Here is a 21,776-nt window from a genome sequence, read left to right as displayed (position 1 = left end):
TGTTTTTTGTGTTTTTATATTGTTGTAGTTGTATGGTATTTTTGCAAAATATGTCTCCATTTATGGAAATTCCGATGGAATCTTGTGCTTTTTAATAACGACTTTAATAGAATATGTGCTGTACCAATAGGCCGTGGTCAAAACTTATATTAGGCCTAAACAAAACAACATCACATATGGAGTTACAATGAGTAACCAAGCCGTAAAAAAAGCACCATCGACTGAGAAGATCAGTGGTATGGACCGCTTTCTAAACTTCATTGAACGCGCCGGCAACAAAATTCCAGATCCAGCAATTCTGTTCTTCTGGGCTCTAGTTATTGTATGGGTAGCATCTGCACTTTTATCGAATCTTTCATTCGACCTAATCAACCCTCAAACGGGTGCTGCTCTTGAAGTAAACAACCTACTAACTGGTGAAGCGCTTGCTAGCTTCCTAGCGAATATGGTTACCACGTTCACAGGCTTCGCACCTCTAGGCATCGTACTTGTAGCTATGCTAGGCGTTGGCGTTGCTGATTCTTCAGGCTTCATTACGACTGGCCTTAAGAAGATGCTGAACTTCACGCCAGCTAAGCTACTAACGCCAATGCTAATTCTTGTTGCTATCGTGTCTCACACAGCAGCAGATGCAGGTTACGTTCTAGTAATCCCTCTTGGCGGTATCATCTTCCACGCTGCGGGGCGTCACCCTCTAGCGGGTATTGCAGCAGCGTTTGCTGGTGTATCAGGTGGTTTCTCTGCGAACTTCATCCCATCAGGTATTGACCCGTTACTAGCTGGTTTCACTCAAACAGCGGCAAACGTTCTTGACCCTGAATACGTGATTAACCCTCTAGCAAACATCTTCTTTACTGGTCTATCTTCAATTCTAATCGTAGCAATCGGTTGGTACGTAACTGAGAAAATTATCGAGCCTCGCCTTGTTAATACGCCAGTTGATGAAGACGCTGAAGAAGCTCCGGATCTGGGTACGTTCACAGCAATCGAATCTAAAGCATTCCGTTACGCTGGTTGGGCAATGGTTGCGGGTATTGGTCTGCTTATCGCGGCTCTAGTTCCTGAAAACTCAGCGCTTCGTTCACCTGAAGGTGAGCTAACAGCGTTCTCTGCTCCAGTAATGAAGTCTATCGTTCCTCTGATCTTCATCCTGTTCATCATTCCAGGTATCGTCTACGGCCGTGTAGCGGGTACTTTCAAGAACAGCAATGACGTAATCAAAGCAATGTCAGAGACAATGGCTACGATGGGCGCATACATTGTAATGTCGTTCTTCTGTGCACAGTTCCTATCTGCATTCGGTCAATCAAACATCGGTACTATGCTTGCACTTTACGGTGCTGAAGGCTTGAAAGCGATGGACCTTCCTGGTGAAGCAACGGTTGTTGGTATGATTCTACTAACAGCTTCAGTTAACCTTCTTGTAGGTTCAGCTTCAGCTAAGTGGGCACTTATCGGTCCAATCCTAGTTCCAATGTTAATGGTTGTAGGTATCTCTCCTGAGCTATCTCAAGCGGCTTACCGTGTAGGTGATTCTGTGTCTAACATCATCTCTCCACTAATGGTGTTCTTCCCACTGGTTGTTGTTTACTGTCAACGCTACGTTAAGTCGACAGGTATCGGTACTCTAGCTTCTCTAATGATGCCATTCTCGATTGCTATGCTAATCGGTTGGTCTATCTTCTTGCTAGCTTACTGGGCTCTTGGTATCCCACTAGGTATCCAAGCACCTTACACTTACACAATGTAAGATTGAACTAAGCAAAATTAATCTTTATTCATTGCTAAGCCCGCACCGAAATGTGCGGGCTTTTTTTCGCTATTTTTTCCTATGTGTTCACCGCCAAAACTTTTTATATCCAAACTTTTTTATATCCAAGATTAAGGTACTCAGCTTATACTCCGGATTACGGCTAATTGTTGGCCGGTAAATTTAGGAAATCCAAATCACATGAAGATTCTGCTTTTAGTAGGGTTAATTGTTTTAAATGGTCTGTTTGCCATGTCAGAGATTGCATTGGTAGCAGCAAAAAATAGTCGGCTGAAACGCTTAGCCGAAAAACATCGCTCCGCTCAGATTGCTCTTGAGCTCAAAGAAAACCCAACCCGCTTCCTCTCTACAATCCAAATCGGTATCACGGTAATCGGCCTGCTCAGCGGTATTGTTGGTGAGGCGACGCTATCTGCTCCATTGGCCGTTCAACTTGAACTGTGGGGATTAGACCCAACACAAGCGAACATCTTGTCTACTGCGGTTGTGGTGGTGGGTATTACTTATTTCGCCATTGTTGTCGGTGAGTTGGTACCAAAGCGTTTTGCTCAGTCTCAAGCTGAAAACATTGCTGTGTTAGTCGCGCTGCCAATCTTCTGGTTATCTAAAATCGCGACGCCGTTTGTGTTTGCGTTGTCAGCCTCGACGGAAGGTATTCTGAAGTTGATGGGGCGAGGCGGTGAAGAAGATAGCGTGACTGAAGATGATATTCATGCTCTCGTGAAAGAAGGCTCTGAATCGGGAGTGATAGAGCGTGGTGAGCAAGAGATGATTCGTAATATCTTGCAGCTTGATGACCGCCTTGTAAGCTCACTGATGACTCCGCGTCGAGACATCGACTTTCTAGATGTCGAGCAACCGGTAGAGCAGATACTAAAGAAACTGCGCTCATCAAAGCACAGTGTGTTTCCATTGTGCCAAGATCACCTCAATAAAGTGGTAGGTACGGTGTCAGCTAAAGCCTTGCTGAATCAGGCGGGCAATCTAAGCATTCAAGTGATCATGGGGCTGTCTCGCTCTCCGATCTATGTTCCAGAATCGATGAAAGCTCTGCGTCTGCTTGGTTACTTTAAAGAATCGGGTACTGAAATGGCATTCATTGTCGACGAGTATGGCGATGTTCAAGGCCTTGTCACTCACTACGATATTCTGGAGGCGATTGCTGGCGAGCTATCGAATAACCCTAACGATCTTTGGACAGAGCCTGTGGAGGACGGTTTGCTGGTGGATGGATTGATTCCTATCAGTGAACTGAAAAACCGTTTAGAACTGTCGGATTTTGAGGGTGAAAGTGAGAGTTTCCAAACGTTGAATGGCCTTGTGACTTGGTTAATAGGACGTTTACCGGATGCAGGCGAAGTTGTTCAATACCAGCAGTGGCAGTTTGAAATTATCTCTGTTGAGAATAATCGCATTGTGAGCATCAAAGCGAAGCCAATAGTCGATGACATAGAAGACGCAAATAGCTAACAGATTGATCAACTCGCAAGCGACAATTGTTCATTGTCTCTTGTTGTCTATAATCTCTTTATTGTTCATCATCACTAAGATTAGGTATGCTTCACCGCATACCTTTTTTGTTTCTACTGTTTGCTTTTTGGAGTCCCCTTTGTCAGACCATCAATTCACCCCTCAAGATGAAATCTTCATGCGACGCGCCATCGAAGTAGCCAAGCAAGCAGAGAGTGAGGGAGAGGTTCCTGTTGGGGCTGTATTAGTGAAAGACGGGGAGATTGTCTCTGAAGGGTGGAACCGTTCGATTGGCAGCCACGATGCTACGGCACACGCAGAGATTGAAACTCTGCGCAAAGCGGGCCAAACCTTAAAAAATTATCGCTTACTCGATACCACTTTATACGTCACGCTAGAGCCGTGCCCTATGTGTGCAGGAGCCTTGTTACATAGCCGAGTCAAGCGCATTGTATTTGGCGCTCCAGATTTAAAAGCTGGCGCTGCAGGTACAGTATTGAATTTGTTTGAAAGCCAAGCTTCATACCACTATGCCGATGTTGAGCATGGTTTATTAGAGGAAGAGTGCCGCGAGCAGTTACAGGCGTTTTTCAAGCGCCGTAGAAAAGAGATAAAAGAGAAGCGAAAGCAAGAGCGTCTGTTGGAAGAGCAACGTTTAGAAGCAGAGCAGAAGAGCAGTAATAAGAAATAGCAGCCTGCTTTCGGCACTCTCAATCGCAAGAGTGCCAAGCAAACTTACTTGGTAATTATATTTACTCAGCAATCATCTGCATGAAAGCACGGTTGCGCCAAATGATCTTCTTCTTGTTATTTGAAAGCATACGCTTACGACGGTTTGCTGCAACGGTCTTATCAAGGCGTTTCGATTTCAGTTTCTTCATCATTTCAATGATTTCCTATTTGTCGTCTGACTTTTTAGTTTGGACTAACGATTTAATTATAGTGTTATTCGTTTATTTGACCTGTCGCGCGCTTGGCTTACCTAGAAGAGCAGTTCTAGCTAAAACTCAGCACTGAAGTGCAACAGAGCGTATTTCGATTATGGTGTGTCGTTATAAAGTTCGATTGTTACTGCAATATGACACATCGAGTTTCACTGCTTTTTGTCGAGCTTATTCTTTTACGTGCCGTTGTAAAAAGCACAATAAAAAAGAGCAATGCTTAATGGCATTGCTCTTTTAGTTTTTACTGCGAAGGCTCAGAACTGCTTACTGTCGACTGAGCTGCGCTAATACTTGATTCAGCACCTGAGGTTTCTAAAGGTGGGATCACGACCAAATCTTCCAGAGTCGCTTCTTGTTCTTTATTACGCTTATTTACATGGCCAATAATGCTTTGGTAATAACGGCGAATGTTTTCAACGTAATTTCTCGCTTCATCACCACGTGCATACCCGTAACGGGTTTGGCTGTAATATTTCTTCTGTCTCAATAAAGGTAATCGGTCTTTCACATCACCCCAAGCATCAGGATCACCACCTTGTGCTTTGGTTAAGCGACGAGCGTCCATCATGTGTCCATAACCTACGTTGTATGAGGCTAGGGCAAACCAGATCTTCTCGTGCTGAGTGATAGAATCTGGCACTCGGTTAACGATGCGACGCAGGTACTCAACACCGCCTTGTACAGATTGTTTCGGGTCGAGACGGTTGGTTACACCAACACTCTTCGCAGTTGGCAGTGTCAACATCATCATGCCTCGCACACCTGTTGGTGAACGTGCAACTGGGTTCCAGTGTGACTCTTGGTATGCCAAAGCGGCAATCAAACGCCAATCAAATTCTTGGGAGTACTTTTGAAATAGCGGTGACCATTTTGGTAACTTGCTGTCTAGCGCACGGATAAAGGCACGAGTATCAACGTAGTCAAAGGTACCGATATGTCCGATGTATTTCTCTTCCAGTGAAGCCAGTTCACCAGATTGTTTTAGATTACCGAAGAACTCAATCAACAAAGCATACAGGCTTTCATCTTCAGACTTCTGCAAATACCAAGAGATCGGTTGGTCTTCTGTCAGTTCAAAAGCCAAAGCTACGTCTGGGTATAAACGTTGTGCGAGTGATAACTCTATCGAGTCCGCCACAGTGAATAAGCGTTCGCCAGTCGATACCTCTTTTAGCAGGTCATTGATGTCTGCATTGCCGACTGCGTCGTAGATGAAGTCATCGTGTGTTTTTTGTAGCTGTTTTAGTGTTGGTTCAAAGTGTGAGTCTTTGACCACCACCAAAGATGGCGTCAGTGTCTCGCTAGATACCGCATCTTCTGATTCAGCTTGTGCTTTTACGAACTCAGCCTGACGCTCATTCTCAAACTTGATCAGTTGTTCAAGATTTCTTGGTCGCCATTGGCCTTTTTTATATACGACTTGTTGGCTCACATAGTAATAAGCAGGCGCGGCGCGATAAGCGCGTGTCAGTTTGTTGTTTTGCGTTAAACCGGTCGCGATAAGGTCGATTTCGCCTTTCTGCAGGGCTGGGAATAAGCCAGACAAACGGTAAGCGGGCTTAACCTCAAGCTTTACACCAAGCTCCTGCGCAAACTCACGAGCCAATTCGTAATCTAAGCCTGCAGGGCCATCAGGGCCGATGTAATAAGAGAGTTGGTTATTGAGGGTGCCGACACGAAGAACGCCACGATCTCGTATCTGCTCAAGGACACTTTTAGGTTCAGATTCTATCTGGCATCCCGCTAGCCCAACTAGAGCGATAACGAGCAGAATGAATTTAGACGAAAAGATGAGCGTAAATTTAGGCATCAAAATGAAATCTCGAAAAGTGGAAGCTCCTTTATACCAAACCCCGCAAGGCTGGCAAAGTAGGTTTAATTAAACAGTTGTAAAAGTGGTGATAAATGCAGCAAAAGTACCATTTACGCAGAAAGATAAAAAAAATCACGCAAACGGTTGCTTTTGGTGTTACGTCACAAAAAGAAATGCTTTATAATGCGCTCGCATTGAAGAGGTGGAATCGGCATAGGTTTGGCAACCTTCGGGAATAGCTTCGAAGAAAACAGTTAGGTTGTTCCTGTAACCCACTGAATTTATTCCAATACTACCTTAATCAACTGCATAAGAGACGTAAGCACATGAGAATTTTGCGTGGCTCCCCAGCTCTATCTGAGTTTCGTGTTAACAAGCTTTTAGAGCTTTGTCGTGAATTAAGCTTGCCTGTAACAGGTATTTACGCTGAGTTTGCCCACTTTGCTGATCTAACGGCAGACCTAGATGAGTCTGAAGTTGAGAAGCTAGAGAAGCTACTGACTTACGGTCCAACGATTGAAGAGCATGAACCTGAAGGTTTACTGCTGCTTGCAACGCCACGCCCGGGCACTATCTCGCCTTGGTCTTCAAAATCAACAGATATCGCACACAACTGCGGACTGGCTAAAGTGTCACGTCTAGAGCGCGGTACTGCTTTCTACATAGAAACCTCTGCTGAACTTTCTGAGCTTCAACTTGTTGAGCTGAAAGCAATCCTACACGACCGTATGATGGAAGTGGTTTTCAGTGACTTCGAATCAGCGGCTGCACTATTTAGAGTTGCTGAGCCTGCTCCTTATGCGGAAGTTGACCTATTAACTGGTGGACGTAAAGCGCTTGAAGAAGCAAACGTTACCCTAGGTCTAGCACTTGCAGAAGATGAGATTGATTACCTTCTTGAAAGTTTTACTGAGAAGCTAGGTCGTAACCCGACTGACATCGAGCTAATGATGTTTGCACAAGCGAACTCAGAGCACTGTCGTCACAAGATCTTTAACGCTGATTGGACTATCGATGGCGTTAAGCAAGAAAAGTCACTGTTTAAAATGATCAAAAATACGTTTGAAGTTACTCCTGATAACGTACTTTCTGCATACAAAGATAATGCAGCAGTGATGACAGGTTCTGAAGTAGGTCGTTTCTTCCCAGATCCAAAAACTCGTCAGTACAACTATCACCAAGAAAAAACACACATCTTGATGAAAGTTGAAACGCACAACCACCCAACGGCAATCTCTCCTTGGCCGGGCGCATCTACAGGTTCAGGCGGTGAGATCCGTGATGAAGGCGCTACAGGTATTGGTGGTAAGCCGAAAGCAGGCTTAGTGGCGTTCTCTGTATCCAACCTTAAGATCCCGAACTTTGTTCAACCTTGGGAAACTGACTTCGGCAAGCCAAGCCGCATTGTTACTGCATTGGACATCATGCTTGAAGGCCCTCTTGGTGGCGCTGCATTCAACAACGAATTTGGTCGTCCAAACCTGCTAGGTTACTTCCGTACTTACGAAGAGAAAGTAAACTCTCACGCAGGTGAAGAAGTACGTGGTTACCACAAGCCAATCATGCTAGCTGGTGGTCTTGGTAACATCCGTGATGAGCACGTTCAGAAGAAAGAGATCCCAGTAGGTGCAAGCCTAATCGTTCTTGGCGGTCCTGCTATGAACATTGGCCTTGGTGGCGGTGCGGCATCTTCAATGGATTCTGGCTCTTCTTCTGAAGACCTCGATTTCGCTTCGGTACAACGTGAAAACCCAGAGATGGAACGTCGTTGTCAGGAAGTTATCGACCGTTGTTGGCAGCTAGGTGATGCGAACCCAATCGCCTTCATCCACGATGTGGGCGCTGGCGGTATCTCAAATGCACTTCCTGAGCTAGTAGACGATGGCGAGCGTGGTGGTATCTTCAACCTACGTGACGTACCAAACGATGAGCCGGGCATGAGCCCTCTTGAGATCTGGTGTAACGAATCTCAAGAGCGTTACGTAATGGCGGTTGCTGATAAAGACATGGCAACGTTCGACGCTATTTGTAAGCGTGAGCGTGCACCGTACGCAGTGGTTGGTAAAGCAACGGAAGAGCGTGAACTTAAACTAGAAGATTCACACTTCGACAACACGCCAATTGATATGCCAATGGACATCCTATTAGGTAAAACACCTAAGATGCACCGTGATGCGAAAACGCTAAAAGCAAACAACCCTGCGATTGACCGTTCTGGTATCGAGATGAACGAAGCGGTTGACCGTGTTCTTCGTCTACCTACTGTTGCAGAGAAAACATTCCTTATCACTATCGGTGACCGCTCGGTAACTGGCCTTGTTGCTCGTGACCAAATGGTTGGCCCATGGCAGGTTCCTGTTGCTAACTGTGCTGTAACTGCAGCTAGTTACGACTCTTACCACGGTGAAGCAATGTCTCTTGGTGAGCGTACGCCAGTGGCACTACTAGACTTTGGCGCATCGGCTCGTCTAGCGGTTGGTGAAGCAATCACAAACATCGCTGCGACCAACATCGGCGATATCAAACACATTAAATTGTCGGCTAACTGGATGTCTCCAGCGGGTCACCCTGGTGAAGATGCAGGTCTTTACGAAGCGGTGAAAGCGGTTGGTGAAGAGCTATGCCCAGCTCTAGGTCTTACTATCCCAGTGGGTAAAGACTCTATGTCGATGAAGACTAAGTGGGAAGAGAACGGCGAGCAGAAAGAAGTAACTTCTCCGCTATCTCTTGTTATCACTGCATTTGCTCGTGTTGAAGATGTTCGTAAGACGATTACCCCTCAACTACGTACAGATAAGGGCGCTTCAAGCCTAGTACTTATCGACCTAGGTAACGGCAAAAACCGTCTAGGTGCAACGGCACTAGCGCAAGTTTACAAGCAGCTTGGTGATAAGCCCGCAGACGTAGACAACGCAGCACAGTTAAAAGGCTTCTACGAAGGCGTTCAAGCACTGGTTGCTAACGACCAAGTTGTGGCTTACCACGATAAAGGCGATGGTGGTCTATTCGTTACTCTAGCTGAAATGGCATTCGCAGGTCACTGTGGTGTTAATGCTGATATTGCTGCGCTTTTATCTGCATCAGAGAACAGCGAAGATGCTCTAGCAGCACTATTCAACGAAGAGCTAGGTGCAGTCATCCAAGTTCGTAACGATGACCTAGACGCGGTTCTTTCTACGCTTACAGCAAATGGCCTAGAAGCATGTTCACACGTTATTGGTTCAGTTGAAGCGTCTGATGAGCTAGTGATTAAGTCTGGTGAATCTGTTGTTATCGAGCGTAACCGTACTGAACTACGTACTATCTGGGCTGAGACAACGCATAAGATGCAAGGTCTACGTGATAACCCAGTATGTGCAGACCAAGAGCACGAAGCGAAGAAAGACAACTCAGACCCAGGTCTGAACGTGAAGCTAAGCTTTGACGTAAACGAAGACGTTGCCGCTCCTTACATCAACAAAGGCGCTAAGCCTAAGATGGCGATCCTACGTGAGCAGGGTGTTAACTCTCACGTTGAAATGGCAGCAGCATTCGACCGTGCAGGCTTCGAAGCAACAGATATTCACATGAGCGATATCCTAACGGGTCAAGCGGTTCTAGAAGAGTACAACGGCCTTGTAGCATGTGGTGGCTTCTCTTACGGTGACGTACTAGGTGCTGGTGAAGGTTGGGCTAAGTCGGTTCTGTTTAACGACTCGACTCGTGACCAGTTTGAAAACTTCTTCAAGCGTGAAGATACCTTCTCTCTAGGTGTGTGTAACGGTTGTCAGATGCTGTCTAACTTACGTGAACTTATCCCGGGTGCTGAGTACTGGCCACGTTTCGTTCGCAACGAATCTGAGCGCTTTGAAGCACGTTTCAGCCTGGTTGAAGTTCAGAAGTCAGACTCTGTATTCTTCAACGGCATGGAAGGTTCTCGTATGCCAATCGCAGTTTCTCACGGTGAAGGCCGCGTAGAAGTACGTGACAACGATCACCTAAACGCGATTGAAAACTCAGGTACAGTTGCCCTACGTTACGTTGATAACAACGGTAACCAAACGCAGCAATACCCGAACAACCCGAACGGTTCGCCAAACGCTATCACAGGTTTAACAACGACGGATGGCCGCGTGACTATCATGATGCCTCACCCAGAGCGTGTATTCCGCACAGTTGCTAACTCTTGGTCTCCAGAAGGTTGGGGCGAGAATGGTGCTTGGATGCGTATGTTCCAAAATGCTCGTAAGAATATGGGTTAATCACCTTTTTACATGACGTATTAATCTAGGCTAGGTTAAGCAAAAATCAAAAGCGCAGGTCGAAAGGTCTGCGCTTTTTTATTTGTCAAAATTTAGGAACCAAGACGAAAAAATAGAAGTTTGCAGTTTGCTGTTCTAAAAATCTCCACTACGCTAAATGTTATGGAATCAATTTGTTAGGCGAATAATTCTTGCTCTCGAGCAAGGAAGTTTCGTTCGGCTATGCAAAAACTGAATTAATCATCGTGGCATAAGAGGGATCTATGAAAACAACAATTACAAAAGCCGTTGCAGTGGCAGCGATTGTCATGTCGTTAGCTGGGTGTGTCGGTAGTAACGCGGTTACTGGGAAATTAATGAAGTTCAACGTTGAGGTGGTAGATAACCGTTACGCTCGTGCGGGCGTCAACTTCTTACTCGCTCCTGTTTACGCGTTAACCACCGCAGCCGATTACATTGTCTTTAACTCAATCGAATTCTGGGCGGGTAAAAACCCCCTAACAGGCGCGCCTCACATTTTTGATAGCAAAGTTGACACCATGATCGATGTGAACGATAGCCTAGACGATTCATTGAAAGAAGCACCACTTGGCTTCAATAATCGTCAGATTGAATGGGGTGAGATGCAGCAGATCGATGAGAACACGATTCGCATGGACATTACTTACAACGATGGCCAGAAAGCTGTTCTGACGGGTGTTCGTGATGGCGACAAGGTCAGCTACTACATGGATGGTACGCTTGTGTCAGAAACCTCTATTCAAGCACTTGAGCAGCTAGCAGCAGAGAAAGCGTAGCCCTTTCAGTTTGACACCAATAAAAGAAAAGCCGTTGGATTTAACCCCAACGGCTTCGTATTTTTTAGCATTTAGCGCTTAGATTAGTTGTTGCTGTGTAGCTCGCTGTTCAGTTCAACAGCTGACTTGTTCGCAAGACATTCAATTTGGCCAGTGATTGAGTTACGACGGAACAGAAGATCAGAAACGCCAGCTAGATCGCGAGCTTTAATGATTTCCACTTCGTTGCCTTCTTTATCTAGCATGCGAACCTTAGTACCCGCAGTCACGTAAAGACCAGATTCAACCGTACAACGGTCGCCCATTGGGAAGCCAAGACCAGCGTTTGCGCCTAGTAGGCAGTTTTCGCCGATAGAGATAACCATAGTACCGCCACCAGACAGAGTACCCATGATAGAAGCGCCACCGCCGATGTCTGAACCGTTACCAACCACAACACCTGCAGAGATACGACCTTCAACCATACTTACGCCAGTTGTACCTGCATTGAAGTTGATGAAACCTTCGTGCATTACTGTTGTGCCTTCGCCTACATGTGCGCCAAGACGAACACGAGAAGTATCAGCAATACGAATACCTGTTGGTACCACGTAATCCACCATTTTAGGGAACTTGTCTACGCAATCTACAGATAGAGCGCGACCAGCAAGGCGAGCTTCGATTTGACGCTCAGCCAGTTCAGGAAGGTCGATTGGGCCTTCGTTTGTCCATGCGATGTTGTGCAGTAGACCGAAGATGCCGTCTAGTACCGTACCGTGTGGTTGAACTAGGCGGTTAGAGATAAGTTGCAGTTTTAGGAAGCCTTCAGCAACTGATGCTGGCTTCTCGTCAACTGCAAGAACAACAAGAACAAGTGGCTGTTCAGATGCTGCTGCTTTTTCTGCGAAAGATGCATTAACAGCATCATCATTTACTGCGAATGCTTTTGCTAGTTCTGCGCTTTGTGCAGCAGAGATTTCGATAGCTTGGTTGCCTTCAGTGTAACCTGCAACTTCACCAACAGCCGCTACAAGAGCGTCGCTTGGATTTAGAAGTGGGTTAGGGAAGAACGCTTCAATAATTTTATTGTCGCGGTTTTTGGTTGCCGTACCGAAGGCTAGTGAAAAGAAAGCCATGTTGAATCTCCATGTGTTGAGTCTTGATTTTGCTATTTCATAACAGCAGCTCAAGTAATGAGTGCTGGCGTTAGCAAAGTTAATTTAATTGCACTCATCATAAAGAGAGCGCCCTCGTTATGAAAGGGCGTATCGGGATAAAGTCTGTAAAATGATATTGCTTGTCTTTCTAGAGATGTTTTTCTGCAATGAGAAAACATTACAGAACAATACAAATTGGCAGATATATGAGTCATATTTCCTTTTGAATGAGCATTCAAACAAACAGTGCCTTATGCGCTTGTTCAATCCCTTCAATCAGCATCTGCATACCGATAACTGCGAGTATCAAACCCATCATTCGAGTAATCACGTTTAGTGCGCTTGGTCCTACGGCTTTCACGAAGCGTTCGCCAAACACAAACAATACGTAGGTTAAGGTGCACAATAGGCCGAAAGCGATGATGGTGATGACGGTTTCATAGATGCCTTCGGTACTAGCAAAGTTCATCGCGGTGGCAATGGTGCCCGGGCCGGCCAGTATTGGCATTGCCAGTGGTGAAACAGCGATACTTAGCGCCGCGTCTTGTTGGGCATCTGAGTTGACCTTCTCTTTTGCTTTCGAGTGTGTCGATTCACCTTGTAGCATGTGGAAGCCAATCAAGAAGACCAGAATGCCACCAGTAATGCGCAATGCGTAAAGTGTGATGCCAAACAGGTCGAAGATCAGCTTGCCAGAAATGGCAAACGTGCTGACGATGATAAATGCGATAAACACTGAACGGAAGGCAATTGATTTGACTGTTTCCCTATCATTGTCACCGGTTAATCCCAGAAATATAGGAGTATTGGCAATAGGGTTCATGATGGCAAAAAAGCCCATGAACACGGTAATGGTATGAATGATGAGCTCTTTCATATTATTCCTTTGAAAAGATGCAGTTAAATACAAACATTGAATAAGAATAAATACTAGAGCAAGTATGAATAAAAAACAGCCAGCATAAGGCTGGCTGTGTAGTTTTAGTGATAGGAGTAGAGTTTTGGTTGCTCGTTATTGTCGTTTTTCAATCAACACTCCGATCTTGGCAGCTCGGAGCTGACAACCACTTCTATTGTTATGCGTTTTGAGATTCACTCACTGCCACAGCCAATGCAACCGTCGCACCTACCATTGGGTTGTTGCCCATACCGATGAAGCCCATCATGGCTACATGAGCAGGAACAGAAGAGCTACCAGCAAACTGAGCGTCTGCGTGCATTCTACCCATGGTGTCTGTCATGCCGTAAGATGCTGGTCCTGCTGCCACGTTATCTGGGTGTAAAGTTCGACCTGTACCGCCGCCTGAAGCTACTGAGAAGTAAGGCAAACCTTGACGAGTACGTTCGGCTTTGTAGATCCCTGCAACAGGGTGTTGGAAGCGTGTTGGATTGGTTGAGTTACCCGTAATACTTACATCGACTTCTTCTCTGTGCATGATCGCTACGCCTTCACGTACATCATCGGCTCCGTAACACAAGATCTCTCCGCGAGGTCCTTGTGAGAAACGACGACGTTCTGTTTCAACGAGCTCACCGGTTTGGTAATCGTATTGAGTGCGTACGTAGGTGAAGCCATTGATGCGAGAGATTAAGTAAGCCGCATCTTTACCTAAACCATTTAAAATAACTTTCAATGGTGTTTTGCGAGATTTGTTCACGTTCAGTGCAATCTTGATCGCGCCTTCTGCCGCAGCAAAAGACTCGTGACCTGCAAGAAAAGCAAAACAGTGACTCTCTTCATTTAGAAGGCGAGCGGCCAATGCGCCATGACCAATACCTACTTGACGTTGCTCTGCAACACTACCGGGTTTGGTGAATGCTTGAAGGCCTTCGCCAATAATATTAGCTGCTTGTTCTGCGTTGGTTGCTTTACGAAATAGTGCCAGTGCTGAACCAAGAATATAAGCATCGGCAGCGCTTTCAAAAGCGATAGGTTGAGTGTCCATTACCTGCGCTTTTGGATCGACATTGTGTGATAGACAGTATTGGTTAGCTTGCTCTAAAGAGTCGAAGTTCATTTCTGCCAATACGCGAGTTACTGATTCATTAAATTGAGTGTTCATCATACCTTTCCTCTTAATTGGCAAAAATTATTGTTGGCGTGGGTTAATGGTGGTCACGGCTTCGTCGAAGCGACCATAAGTCCCTGTCGCAAGATCAGCCGCTTCATTCGCTGGCACGCCTTGGTTAATCGCCTTCATCATTTTGCCGAGGTTGAGATATTCGTAGCCAATCACTTCGCTGTGATCATCAAGTGCAAGCTTGGTTACGTAACCTTCTGCAAGCTCTAGGTAACGAACGCCTTTTGCTGCTGTTGAGTAACTGGTACCCACTTGGCTGCGCTGTGTTTGACCTAAATCTTCTAATGCAGCGCCGATCTCTAGGCCACCTTCAGAGAAAGCAGACTGAGTTCGACCGTAAACAAACTGCAGGAAGATTTCGCGCATCGCGACGTTAATCGCGTCACACACTAAGTCTGTATTGAGCGCTTCAAGAATGGTTTTTCCGGTGAGGATCTCAGCGGCCATCGCGGCAGATTGAGTCATGCCAGAACAACCGATGGTTTCAATGAGTGCTTCTTCGATGATGCCGCTTTTCACGTTAAGAGTTAGTTTTGCAGCGCCTTGTTGTGGTGCACAAGTGCCAACACCGTGGCTTAAGCCAGAGATAGCGATAACATCTTTTGGACTGACCATTGCGCCTTCAACAGGAATTGGTGCTGAATTATGAAGATCACCCCTTTGAATAGGGCACATTGATTGAATTTCTGAAGAGTAGTGCATAATGTTTTCTCACTATTAGAGTCATTGGAGACCTAGGGCATTGAGAAAACAGGACGTGTTGGAAGAGGTGCGGCTAATTCACTACAGATCTTGAGTATCGATAATCCAAAGGAGCGATGGAACTTGGTCTTAATAGACTCAGCCCATTTCAAAATGGAGGAGTAGCGATACATCCAACAGTATTACCTGTTTTCGATTCTGTAGGAGTCATTAGCACTGTTCGGAAAGAACGGGCGGTTGAAGCAAAAGCTTAGGTGGAACCCCATCACCTGACGACCATAGATTAGATCTTTATCACACTTTCGTGCAAGCGAATGTTTAGAGCGATTTTGACTATAAACAGAGTTCATTATATTTCGATAAGCATAAAAAAACGCCAATAACGGACTCTGATTAGAGGTGTTATTGACGTTTTCAACAGAGGTATCAGCTAGTTATGCTGCATCTTCTTCTGCGTCTTCAACTGCTTCAAGCTTCTTTGCTTTTTTCGGAGCTGGTTTACGCTTAGCGCCTAATGCGTAAAGAACTTCTTCTTTGTTCTTCGCTAGGTACATTGCAAGTTCTTCTTGCTTGCCTTCATCTTCAACTAAATCGCTTTTGCCTAAAAGTTCAAAAAGCTCATCAGCCATATCCAGCATTTTGTCGTATGCGTCGGCTTCGGCTTTAGAGGTAAAAGTCATTTTCTCTTCTCCGTTGCGTTCCACCACGTACTTGACGATAACAGCCATGGTTAATCCTCTAAGTTTGATAAATTTTACTGGCTTTTTATACAGTTTCTGATGCTAAAAGTCTAGTTGGAGCCCTAACAATGCGGCCTCAATCTTGATGTGTAGCCCAGTCTTCACAATAACTCATGAAAGATTTCAGTAGTGGGCTCTGGTATTTGTCTTTGTGTACCAGCATCCAGAAACGTCGTTTCATGTCGAGTGGTACATCGAGCGCTTTCACTCGGCCTGAATCAATCGCTCGTTGCGCCGCCAATCGTGATAAACACGCGAATCCAAGATTGGCAGAAACCGAATTGATGATCGCCTCGGTGGTGTTGAGTTCAAATGATTCATACCAATGCTCGATACGCGGTGCAACAGCACGTAGGAAAAATTCACGCGTTCCAGAACCGGACTCTCGTAGAATCCAGTGACTATCTTCCAAATCGCTTAAAGTAACTTTTTCTTTTGAAACGAGAGGATGTTGATTACTAACAATAATACACATTTCATCGCTGCTAAACTGACTCGAAATGAGTTCAGGGTGTAATGTTTTTCCTTCAATTAGCGCGATATCAAGTTCATAATCCACCAACTTTTGACAGATCAGTGCACTGTTTGAAATGAACAAGCTTTGATCCTGGTGCTGAGTTCGTTCACGAAAACCTGACAAAATAAACGGTGCGACCTGATTACCAATCGTGTCACTCGCGCCGACCTTTAAATTGCCACTTAAAGGCTGGTCGTCACGGAACAAAACATCAATACCCGCAGCTCGGTGAAGTATTTCATCAGCCAAAGGAAGTAACTTATGTCCCTCTTGGTTGAGAATTAATCGGTTGTTGACCCGGTCAAATAGAGAGTGACCGAGTTGTTTCTCCATTTCGCCCAGCGCCATGCTGACAGCGGCCTTGGATAGAAACAGAGCTTCAGAGGCTGCAGTCAGTGTTGAGTGCTGAGTAATTGTGACGAACACTTTGAGCTGTTTGATTGAAATATTAGCCATCAGATTCCTAGTTTTACTCTGCTGGTGAAATGGGCTCTGTTCAGTATTGATGAACACTTGTTATATATAATTGGATATTGTTTAACGAAGCGCAAGCGTATTATGGCTTCAACAAGCTGATGAGTTCACAAGTTTCGTGAATTAAGTTTAAGAGAGGCTGACATGATTCAACGTATTAAATATAGATTAACAGGAGCTCCAACACCCATGGCAGGGTTAGCACTAGCAATTGCAAGTTTAGGCTGGTGCTGGGATGGCGTTTTAGTTGCACAAGGTATTTTGCACACTCGTGGTTTAGTACAGTGGATCAGTGCAGCTATTGCAGCGGTATTGCTTCTTGTTTTAGCTGTGAAATTTTTGATTCACGGTCATTTACTTCGTGAAGATCTTGCTCACCCTGTTGTCGGCAGTGTGGTACCAACATTTGCGATGGGGTGTATGGTGGTATCAGCATCATTAGCGCCAGTGTCTCAATTTTTGCAAGAGGCGATGTGGCTTGCGGCGGTTGCTTTACACGTTGTGTTCTTAGTGAGCTTCTTGTACCACAGAGCAAAACAGTTTGAGATTCACCACATGGTGCCAAGCTGGTTTGTGCCACCAATCGGAATCATCGTGGCAGATGTTTCTTTCTCTGGTAACCCAGTTTTAGAGCCGGTAGCGAACGCGACTTTGGTATTCGGTTTATTGGTTTATGCAGTGATGCTACCGTTGATGGTTTACCGCTTGATCTTCTCTCAGGAAGTGCCAGATGCAGCAAAACCAACGATTGCGATTATGGCAGCACCAGCAAGCCTATCTTTGGCGGGTTACCTAACCGTGACAGCAAGCCCTTCGCCAGTGATTATTGGTTTGTTATTTGGTATTGCAGTGTTGATGACGTTCATTATCTACATGGCGTTTTTCAAACTACTTCGTCTGCCATTCAGCCCTGGCTATGCGGCATTTACCTTCCCAATCGTGATTGGTGCAACAGCCTTGTTTAAATTAGCTGCGTGGATGCAAGCACAAGGTATTGAAGCACACTACATCAATCAAGTGTTTGGCCTAGCGTACCTTGAACTGATTGTGGCTACTTTGGTAGTGGGTTATGTTGCTGTTCGTTACTACATGAACTACAAACCTCACCGCGTTCTAGGTGCGGTAGCGGGCAGATTGTAAAGGACGATAGTTCAAAAGATAAACGGACCTTAAGCTTTCGGTATTTCATAAGCTTATATTCCTAATCCAAACTCAGCACTTATGCTAATCTGGCAGTATATTGTGGCAAGATTAGCGTGAGTGCACTTTGTTTACTGTTTACCATTCCAATAAAGTTGATACTTTAAAAATCCTTCTCGTTCACTTGATCAAAAGTGACCCTTTAGCCAATCCTTTCGAAAAAGAGCAGATCTTGGTTCAGAGCCCGGGTATGTCTCAATGGCTTAAGATGGAACTCGCCAAAGAGTTTGGTGTAGCAGCAAATATCGATTTTCCTCTTCCAGCAACCTTCATTTGGGATATGTTTACCCAAGTGCTTCCTGACGTGCCGAAACGCAGTGCTTTTAACAAAGAAGCGATGACGTGGAAGCTAATGTGTTTGCTACCCGCGAAGCTTGACCACCCTGATTTCTTACCCCTACAGCGCTATCTTGAAAACGACGAAGATGGCTCTAAGTTGTATCAATTAGCCGAGAAGATTGCCGATATCTTCGATGGCTACTTGGTATATCGCCCTGAGTGGATGGCGATGTGGGAAGCGGGAGAGTCCGTTGCAGAATTGATTGATAGTGAAGGGCAGCAAGAGCACCCTTGGCAGCCCATTTTGTGGAAGGCACTCTACGAGCAAACACTGTCTCAAGGCCAATCGAAATATCACCGTGGTAACTTGTATCACGACTTCATTGAAGCGTTAGCTAACCAACAAGGTCAGCTACAACACCTGCCGAAACGTCTGTTTGTGTTTGGTATTTCTTCACTGCCTCCTCGCTACATGGACGCCTTGAAAGCACTTGGTGAGCAGATTGATGTTCATTTGATGTTTAGTAACCCTTGCCAACACTACTGGGGCGATATTCGTGACCGTAAATACTTGGCGAGAATTGAAGCGCAGCGTCGCAAGCAGTTTGCTCTGGTTGATGGCTTGCCTCAGCTAGAGGGTGAAGTATCACCATTGAAAGATGGTATTGAAGCCAACGTCGAAGACGAGTTGCATACCAGCCAAGCGGTAGGCAATAGCTTGCTTGCATCTATGGGTAAGCTGGGTAGAGATAACTTGTTCTTACTGTCTCAATCAGACAGTGAAGAGCATGAGTTTTTTATTGATGTCGAGAGAGACAGCCTACTACATCAACTGCAAGCCGATATTCTTGAGTTAGAAGAGCACCAAGACGACCACATCTTAGACTCCAGTAACCATAAACAGGTGGTTGAGCTTGGCGATCGCTCGTTGACTGTGCACGCGTGTCACAGCCCAATGCGCGAGGTTGAAGTCCTGCATGATCAGCTATTGGCAATGTTTGATGCTGATCCGATATTAAAGCCACGCGATATCATTGTGATGGTGGCAGACATCAATGCGTACAGCCCTGCGATTCAGGCGGTATTTGGTAATGCTCCGGGTGAGCGTTATATCCCTTACTCAATCTCGGATCGAACGGCAGACCAAGAGAGCCCGATTCTGACTGCATTCATGCAGCTGGTCGCGCTTCCAAACACACGCTGTTTAGCTTCTGAACTGTTAGAGCTACTAGAAATCCCAGCGATGATGGCACGCTTTGGTATTGATGAATTTCAATTCGAGCAAGCTAAGCAGTGGGTTGAAGAAGCGGGCATCCGTTGGGGCGTCGATTCGTCTACTGCAACCGAATTTGACCTACCTGCGACCGAACAAAATACTTGGCTATTCGGCATTCAGCGCATGCTATTGGGTTATGCGATGTCGGATTCTGCGGGCCTGTTTGAAACCGAACATTCTCCAATTGCGGCTTATAACGAAGTTCAAGGTATTAACGCTGAACTTGCTGGTAAGTTAGCGCACTTTATTGACCGTATCGCGCATTATCGTCAACGCCTTGCTGAGACGCAATCCATCGATATGTGGCGTGAAACCTTGTTGCAAATGATTGATGACTTCTTTGCAGTTGAGCTAGAAGGCGAGGTGGTGCTTAAGTCGATTCGCGATGCGCTTTCTCAATTGAATGAACAGCTTGATGATGCCTTGTACGAACAAGAGTTATCGCCAAGCATCATCTACCAGTACTTGAACAATAAACTGTCGGGTGCGCGTATTAGTCAGCGTTTCTTAGCGGGACAAGTTAACTTCTGTACCCTGATGCCGATGCGTTCTATTCCGTTCAAAACCGTTTGCCTATTGGGTATGAATGATGGGGTTTACCCTCGCTCAATGCCGCCAGAAGGTTTTGATTTGATGAGCGCCCAAACTCGCTCGCCGAATGGCGTAGGCAAAAAGAGTCTAGCTCGTCCTGGTGACCGTTCTCGTCGTGATGATGACCGCTACCTATTCTTAGAGGCGATGCTCTCAGCGCAAGAGTGCTTGTACATCAGTTATGTAGGTCGTTCGATTCAAGACAATACCGAGCGAGTGCCGTCTGTACTGGTTTCAGAGTTGATTGAATATTGCCAACAAAACTACTGTTTGAGTGAAGACCAATCACTACCAAGTGATGATTCTGGTATCAAACTGACTCAAGCGATCAGCTTTGAGCACACCATGACCCCATTTAGCCCGGCAGCCTTTACACAAGGTGATGCGAGCCATGTATTGAGCTACGCCAAAGAGTGGCTTCCTGCCGCTAATCGTTCTGGTGAACGCAGTGGTGAATTTAATCGTGCCTTAGACGACTATTTGCTTGGTGCGACTTATCTGTTAGAACTCGATTTGGTTGAGCTACAGCGTTTCTGGCGTTTGCCAGTGCAATACTTCTTTAATCGTCGCCTAAAGGTAGTGTTTGAGCCACCGCTTCCGGTAATGGAAGATGACGAGCCGTTCGTGCTTAATGGCTTAGAAAGCTTCCAGCTTAAGGACGCTCTACTACAAGTGTTGCTGGATCACCCTGAAGGGGCGGATGAAGCGGTTCGCCTGTTTGTTTCTGAGCAAAAAGCCCAAGGTCGATTACCCGTTGGCGCTTTTGGTGACATTGAATTTGAAACTAACCGTGTTCAAGCGGAAGACTTGGCTAAAGAGATTCGATTTGTGAGCGGTTCACCGCAACAAGACCTCGAAGTTAATATCGAATTTGATGTGTTAGGCGAAGGCAAACCTGTTCGTTTGATGGGTTGGTTAACTCAAAACTATCAATCAGGTCTAGTTCGTTTCCGTAGCGGAAAAATACGCTCTCAAGATTACTTGGCTGCGTGGATTGATCATCTATCCTGCGCTGTTATGGGGCACGGAAAAACGACCCATATTATTGGCTATGACAGAAAAGAGGGTGTAGTTCACCAAACGCTACAACCTATCGGCGATGCACAGCAGGCGAAGAGTTTATTGGCTGAGTTAGTACGACTGTTCTATCAAGGCATGACTGCACCATTGCCGTACTTCCCTAAAACCGCCTTGGCCGGCGTTGAAGCGGGCTTTAGCCGTGGTAAATGGGTCGATGATGAAGAGAAGTCGCTCAAGAAAATGGCTGATACATTCAATGACAGTTTTGCTTTCACGGGCGAGGGTCGAGATACCTACATCTCGCGTATTTGGCCTAAGTGGGATGATGAGCTAGCTGCTGAGTCGCGTATGTATTCAACGCTTGTATTACAAGCGGCAAGGTTGGCTGCTGCCGATCTGGAAGATCAGGAGTAAGTGGCTGTGATCGACATGATCAATCGCGGGTGCGCTGAATTATTGAATGACGAAAGAGAGTCGCTGGTAAGCATTTGGGGTACTTGCTTTCTCGGTGAAGGAAATCAAGGTGAAGAGAAGCAAGGTACAGGAAATAAAGTGGCCGCCAGTAAATCATTATTAGTGTAGGGCGTTCGCTGTACGGCCACAGGTCAGAGGGACCATTATTCTGTGGTTCAAAGTAACGCCGTAAAGTACAAAACTCGTACGCGCTCCTGAACTCGTGGGCGCATAGTAGCGAGGCGATCTGAATTGATCCGTGAGAGAGATC

The 21,776-nt window shown here is 45.8% G+C and carries 16 protein-coding genes and 1 riboswitch; of the genes, 8 read left to right on the top strand and 8 right to left on the bottom strand.

Annotation, left to right across the window (positions count from 1 at the left end; all coding sequences use genetic code 11):
• Window positions 1–187: 187 nt before the first annotated feature.
• From BCT34_RS11190 to tadA, 3 genes are all read left to right on the top strand, one after another.
• Window positions 188–1,750: an AbgT family transporter gene (locus BCT34_RS11190; protein ID WP_076654655.1), complete on the top strand. Its 1,563-nt coding sequence runs from the start codon at window positions 188–190 to the stop codon at window positions 1,748–1,750.
• A 201-nt stretch (window positions 1,751–1,951) separates the two neighbouring features.
• Window positions 1,952–3,241, top strand: a complete 1,290-nt coding sequence (locus BCT34_RS11185; RefSeq protein ID WP_076654654.1) for a hemolysin family protein — start codon at window positions 1,952–1,954, stop codon at window positions 3,239–3,241.
• 139 nt (window positions 3,242–3,380) lie between these two features.
• Window positions 3,381–3,932, top strand: a complete 552-nt coding sequence (tadA, locus tag BCT34_RS11180; protein WP_076654653.1) for a tRNA adenosine(34) deaminase TadA — start codon at window positions 3,381–3,383, stop codon at window positions 3,930–3,932.
• Between the two features lie 61 nt (window positions 3,933–3,993).
• Here the strand turns inward: tadA and BCT34_RS24740 are convergent, their stop codons facing one another.
• Both BCT34_RS24740 and mltF read right to left on the bottom strand, forming a co-directional pair.
• Window positions 3,994–4,125: a hypothetical protein gene (locus BCT34_RS24740; RefSeq protein WP_017059878.1), complete on the bottom strand. Its 132-nt coding sequence runs from the start codon at window positions 4,123–4,125 to the stop codon at window positions 3,994–3,996.
• A 301-nt stretch (window positions 4,126–4,426) separates the two neighbouring features.
• Window positions 4,427–5,995 (bottom strand): membrane-bound lytic murein transglycosylase MltF, encoded by a 1,569-nt coding sequence (gene mltF, locus BCT34_RS11175; protein ID WP_076654652.1) that lies wholly within the window; start codon window positions 5,993–5,995, stop codon window positions 4,427–4,429.
• Between the two features lie 329 nt (window positions 5,996–6,324).
• Here mltF and purL point away from each other — a divergent pair, with 329 nt between their 5' ends.
• Window positions 6,325–10,239, top strand: a complete 3,915-nt coding sequence (purL, locus tag BCT34_RS11170; protein WP_076654651.1) for a phosphoribosylformylglycinamidine synthase — start codon at window positions 6,325–6,327, stop codon at window positions 10,237–10,239.
• A 263-nt stretch (window positions 10,240–10,502) separates the two neighbouring features.
• Entirely contained in the window at window positions 10,503–11,036 is a 534-nt protein-coding gene (locus BCT34_RS11165; protein WP_008223831.1) for a DUF3332 domain-containing protein, read from the top strand.
• Between the two features lie 83 nt (window positions 11,037–11,119).
• Here BCT34_RS11165 and dapD read toward each other — a convergent pair whose 3' ends face one another.
• From dapD to BCT34_RS11135, 6 genes are all read right to left on the bottom strand, one after another.
• On the bottom strand, window positions 11,120–12,151 hold the full coding sequence (dapD, locus tag BCT34_RS11160; RefSeq protein WP_076654650.1) for a 2,3,4,5-tetrahydropyridine-2,6-dicarboxylate N-succinyltransferase: 1,032 nt from the start codon (window positions 12,149–12,151) through the stop codon (window positions 11,120–11,122).
• A gap of 256 nt (window positions 12,152–12,407) precedes the next feature.
• Window positions 12,408–13,049 carry a MarC family protein gene (locus BCT34_RS11155; RefSeq protein ID WP_004737591.1) on the bottom strand — a complete coding sequence of 214 codons (642 nt, stop codon included), beginning with the start codon at window positions 13,047–13,049 and terminating at the stop codon, window positions 12,408–12,410.
• A gap of 199 nt (window positions 13,050–13,248) precedes the next feature.
• Window positions 13,249–14,238, bottom strand: coding sequence for a GGGtGRT protein (locus BCT34_RS11150; protein ID WP_076654649.1), 990 nt, complete (start codon window positions 14,236–14,238; stop codon window positions 13,249–13,251).
• 24 nt (window positions 14,239–14,262) lie between these two features.
• Entirely contained in the window at window positions 14,263–14,955 is a 693-nt protein-coding gene (locus BCT34_RS11145; protein ID WP_076654648.1) for an iron-sulfur cluster assembly scaffold protein, read from the bottom strand.
• Window positions 14,956–15,149: 194 nt separating this feature from the next.
• A riboswitch (Fluoride riboswitch) is annotated at window positions 15,150–15,234 on the bottom strand.
• 155 nt (window positions 15,235–15,389) lie between these two features.
• Window positions 15,390–15,683, bottom strand: a complete 294-nt coding sequence (locus BCT34_RS11140) for a YebG family protein (RefSeq protein ID WP_008223840.1) — start codon at window positions 15,681–15,683, stop codon at window positions 15,390–15,392.
• Window positions 15,684–15,771: 88 nt separating this feature from the next.
• Entirely contained in the window at window positions 15,772–16,668 is an 897-nt protein-coding gene (locus BCT34_RS11135; RefSeq protein WP_048608012.1) for a LysR family transcriptional regulator, read from the bottom strand.
• 207 nt (window positions 16,669–16,875) lie between these two features.
• Here BCT34_RS11135 and BCT34_RS11130 point away from each other — a divergent pair, with 207 nt between their 5' ends.
• The 3 genes from BCT34_RS11130 (at window position 16,876) to BCT34_RS24420 (ending at window position 21,634) form a co-directional block, all read left to right on the top strand.
• Window positions 16,876–17,826 carry a TDT family transporter gene (locus BCT34_RS11130; protein ID WP_102300411.1) on the top strand — a complete coding sequence of 317 codons (951 nt, stop codon included), beginning with the start codon at window positions 16,876–16,878 and terminating at the stop codon, window positions 17,824–17,826.
• Between the two features lie 127 nt (window positions 17,827–17,953).
• Window positions 17,954–21,466, top strand: a complete 3,513-nt coding sequence (gene recC, locus BCT34_RS11125) for an exodeoxyribonuclease V subunit gamma (protein WP_076654646.1) — start codon at window positions 17,954–17,956, stop codon at window positions 21,464–21,466.
• Window positions 21,467–21,472: 6 nt separating this feature from the next.
• Window positions 21,473–21,634: a hypothetical protein gene (locus BCT34_RS24420; protein ID WP_165690304.1), complete on the top strand. Its 162-nt coding sequence runs from the start codon at window positions 21,473–21,475 to the stop codon at window positions 21,632–21,634.
• Window positions 21,635–21,776: the final 142 nt, after the last annotated feature.

It is taken from the genome of Vibrio sp. 10N.261.45.E2, assembly GCF_002875705.1.
Classification (GTDB): Bacteria; Pseudomonadota; Gammaproteobacteria; order Enterobacterales; family Vibrionaceae; genus Vibrio.
Note: the sequence above shows the minus strand (reverse complement) of the source record. Positions and strands in the feature narration are given on the sequence as shown.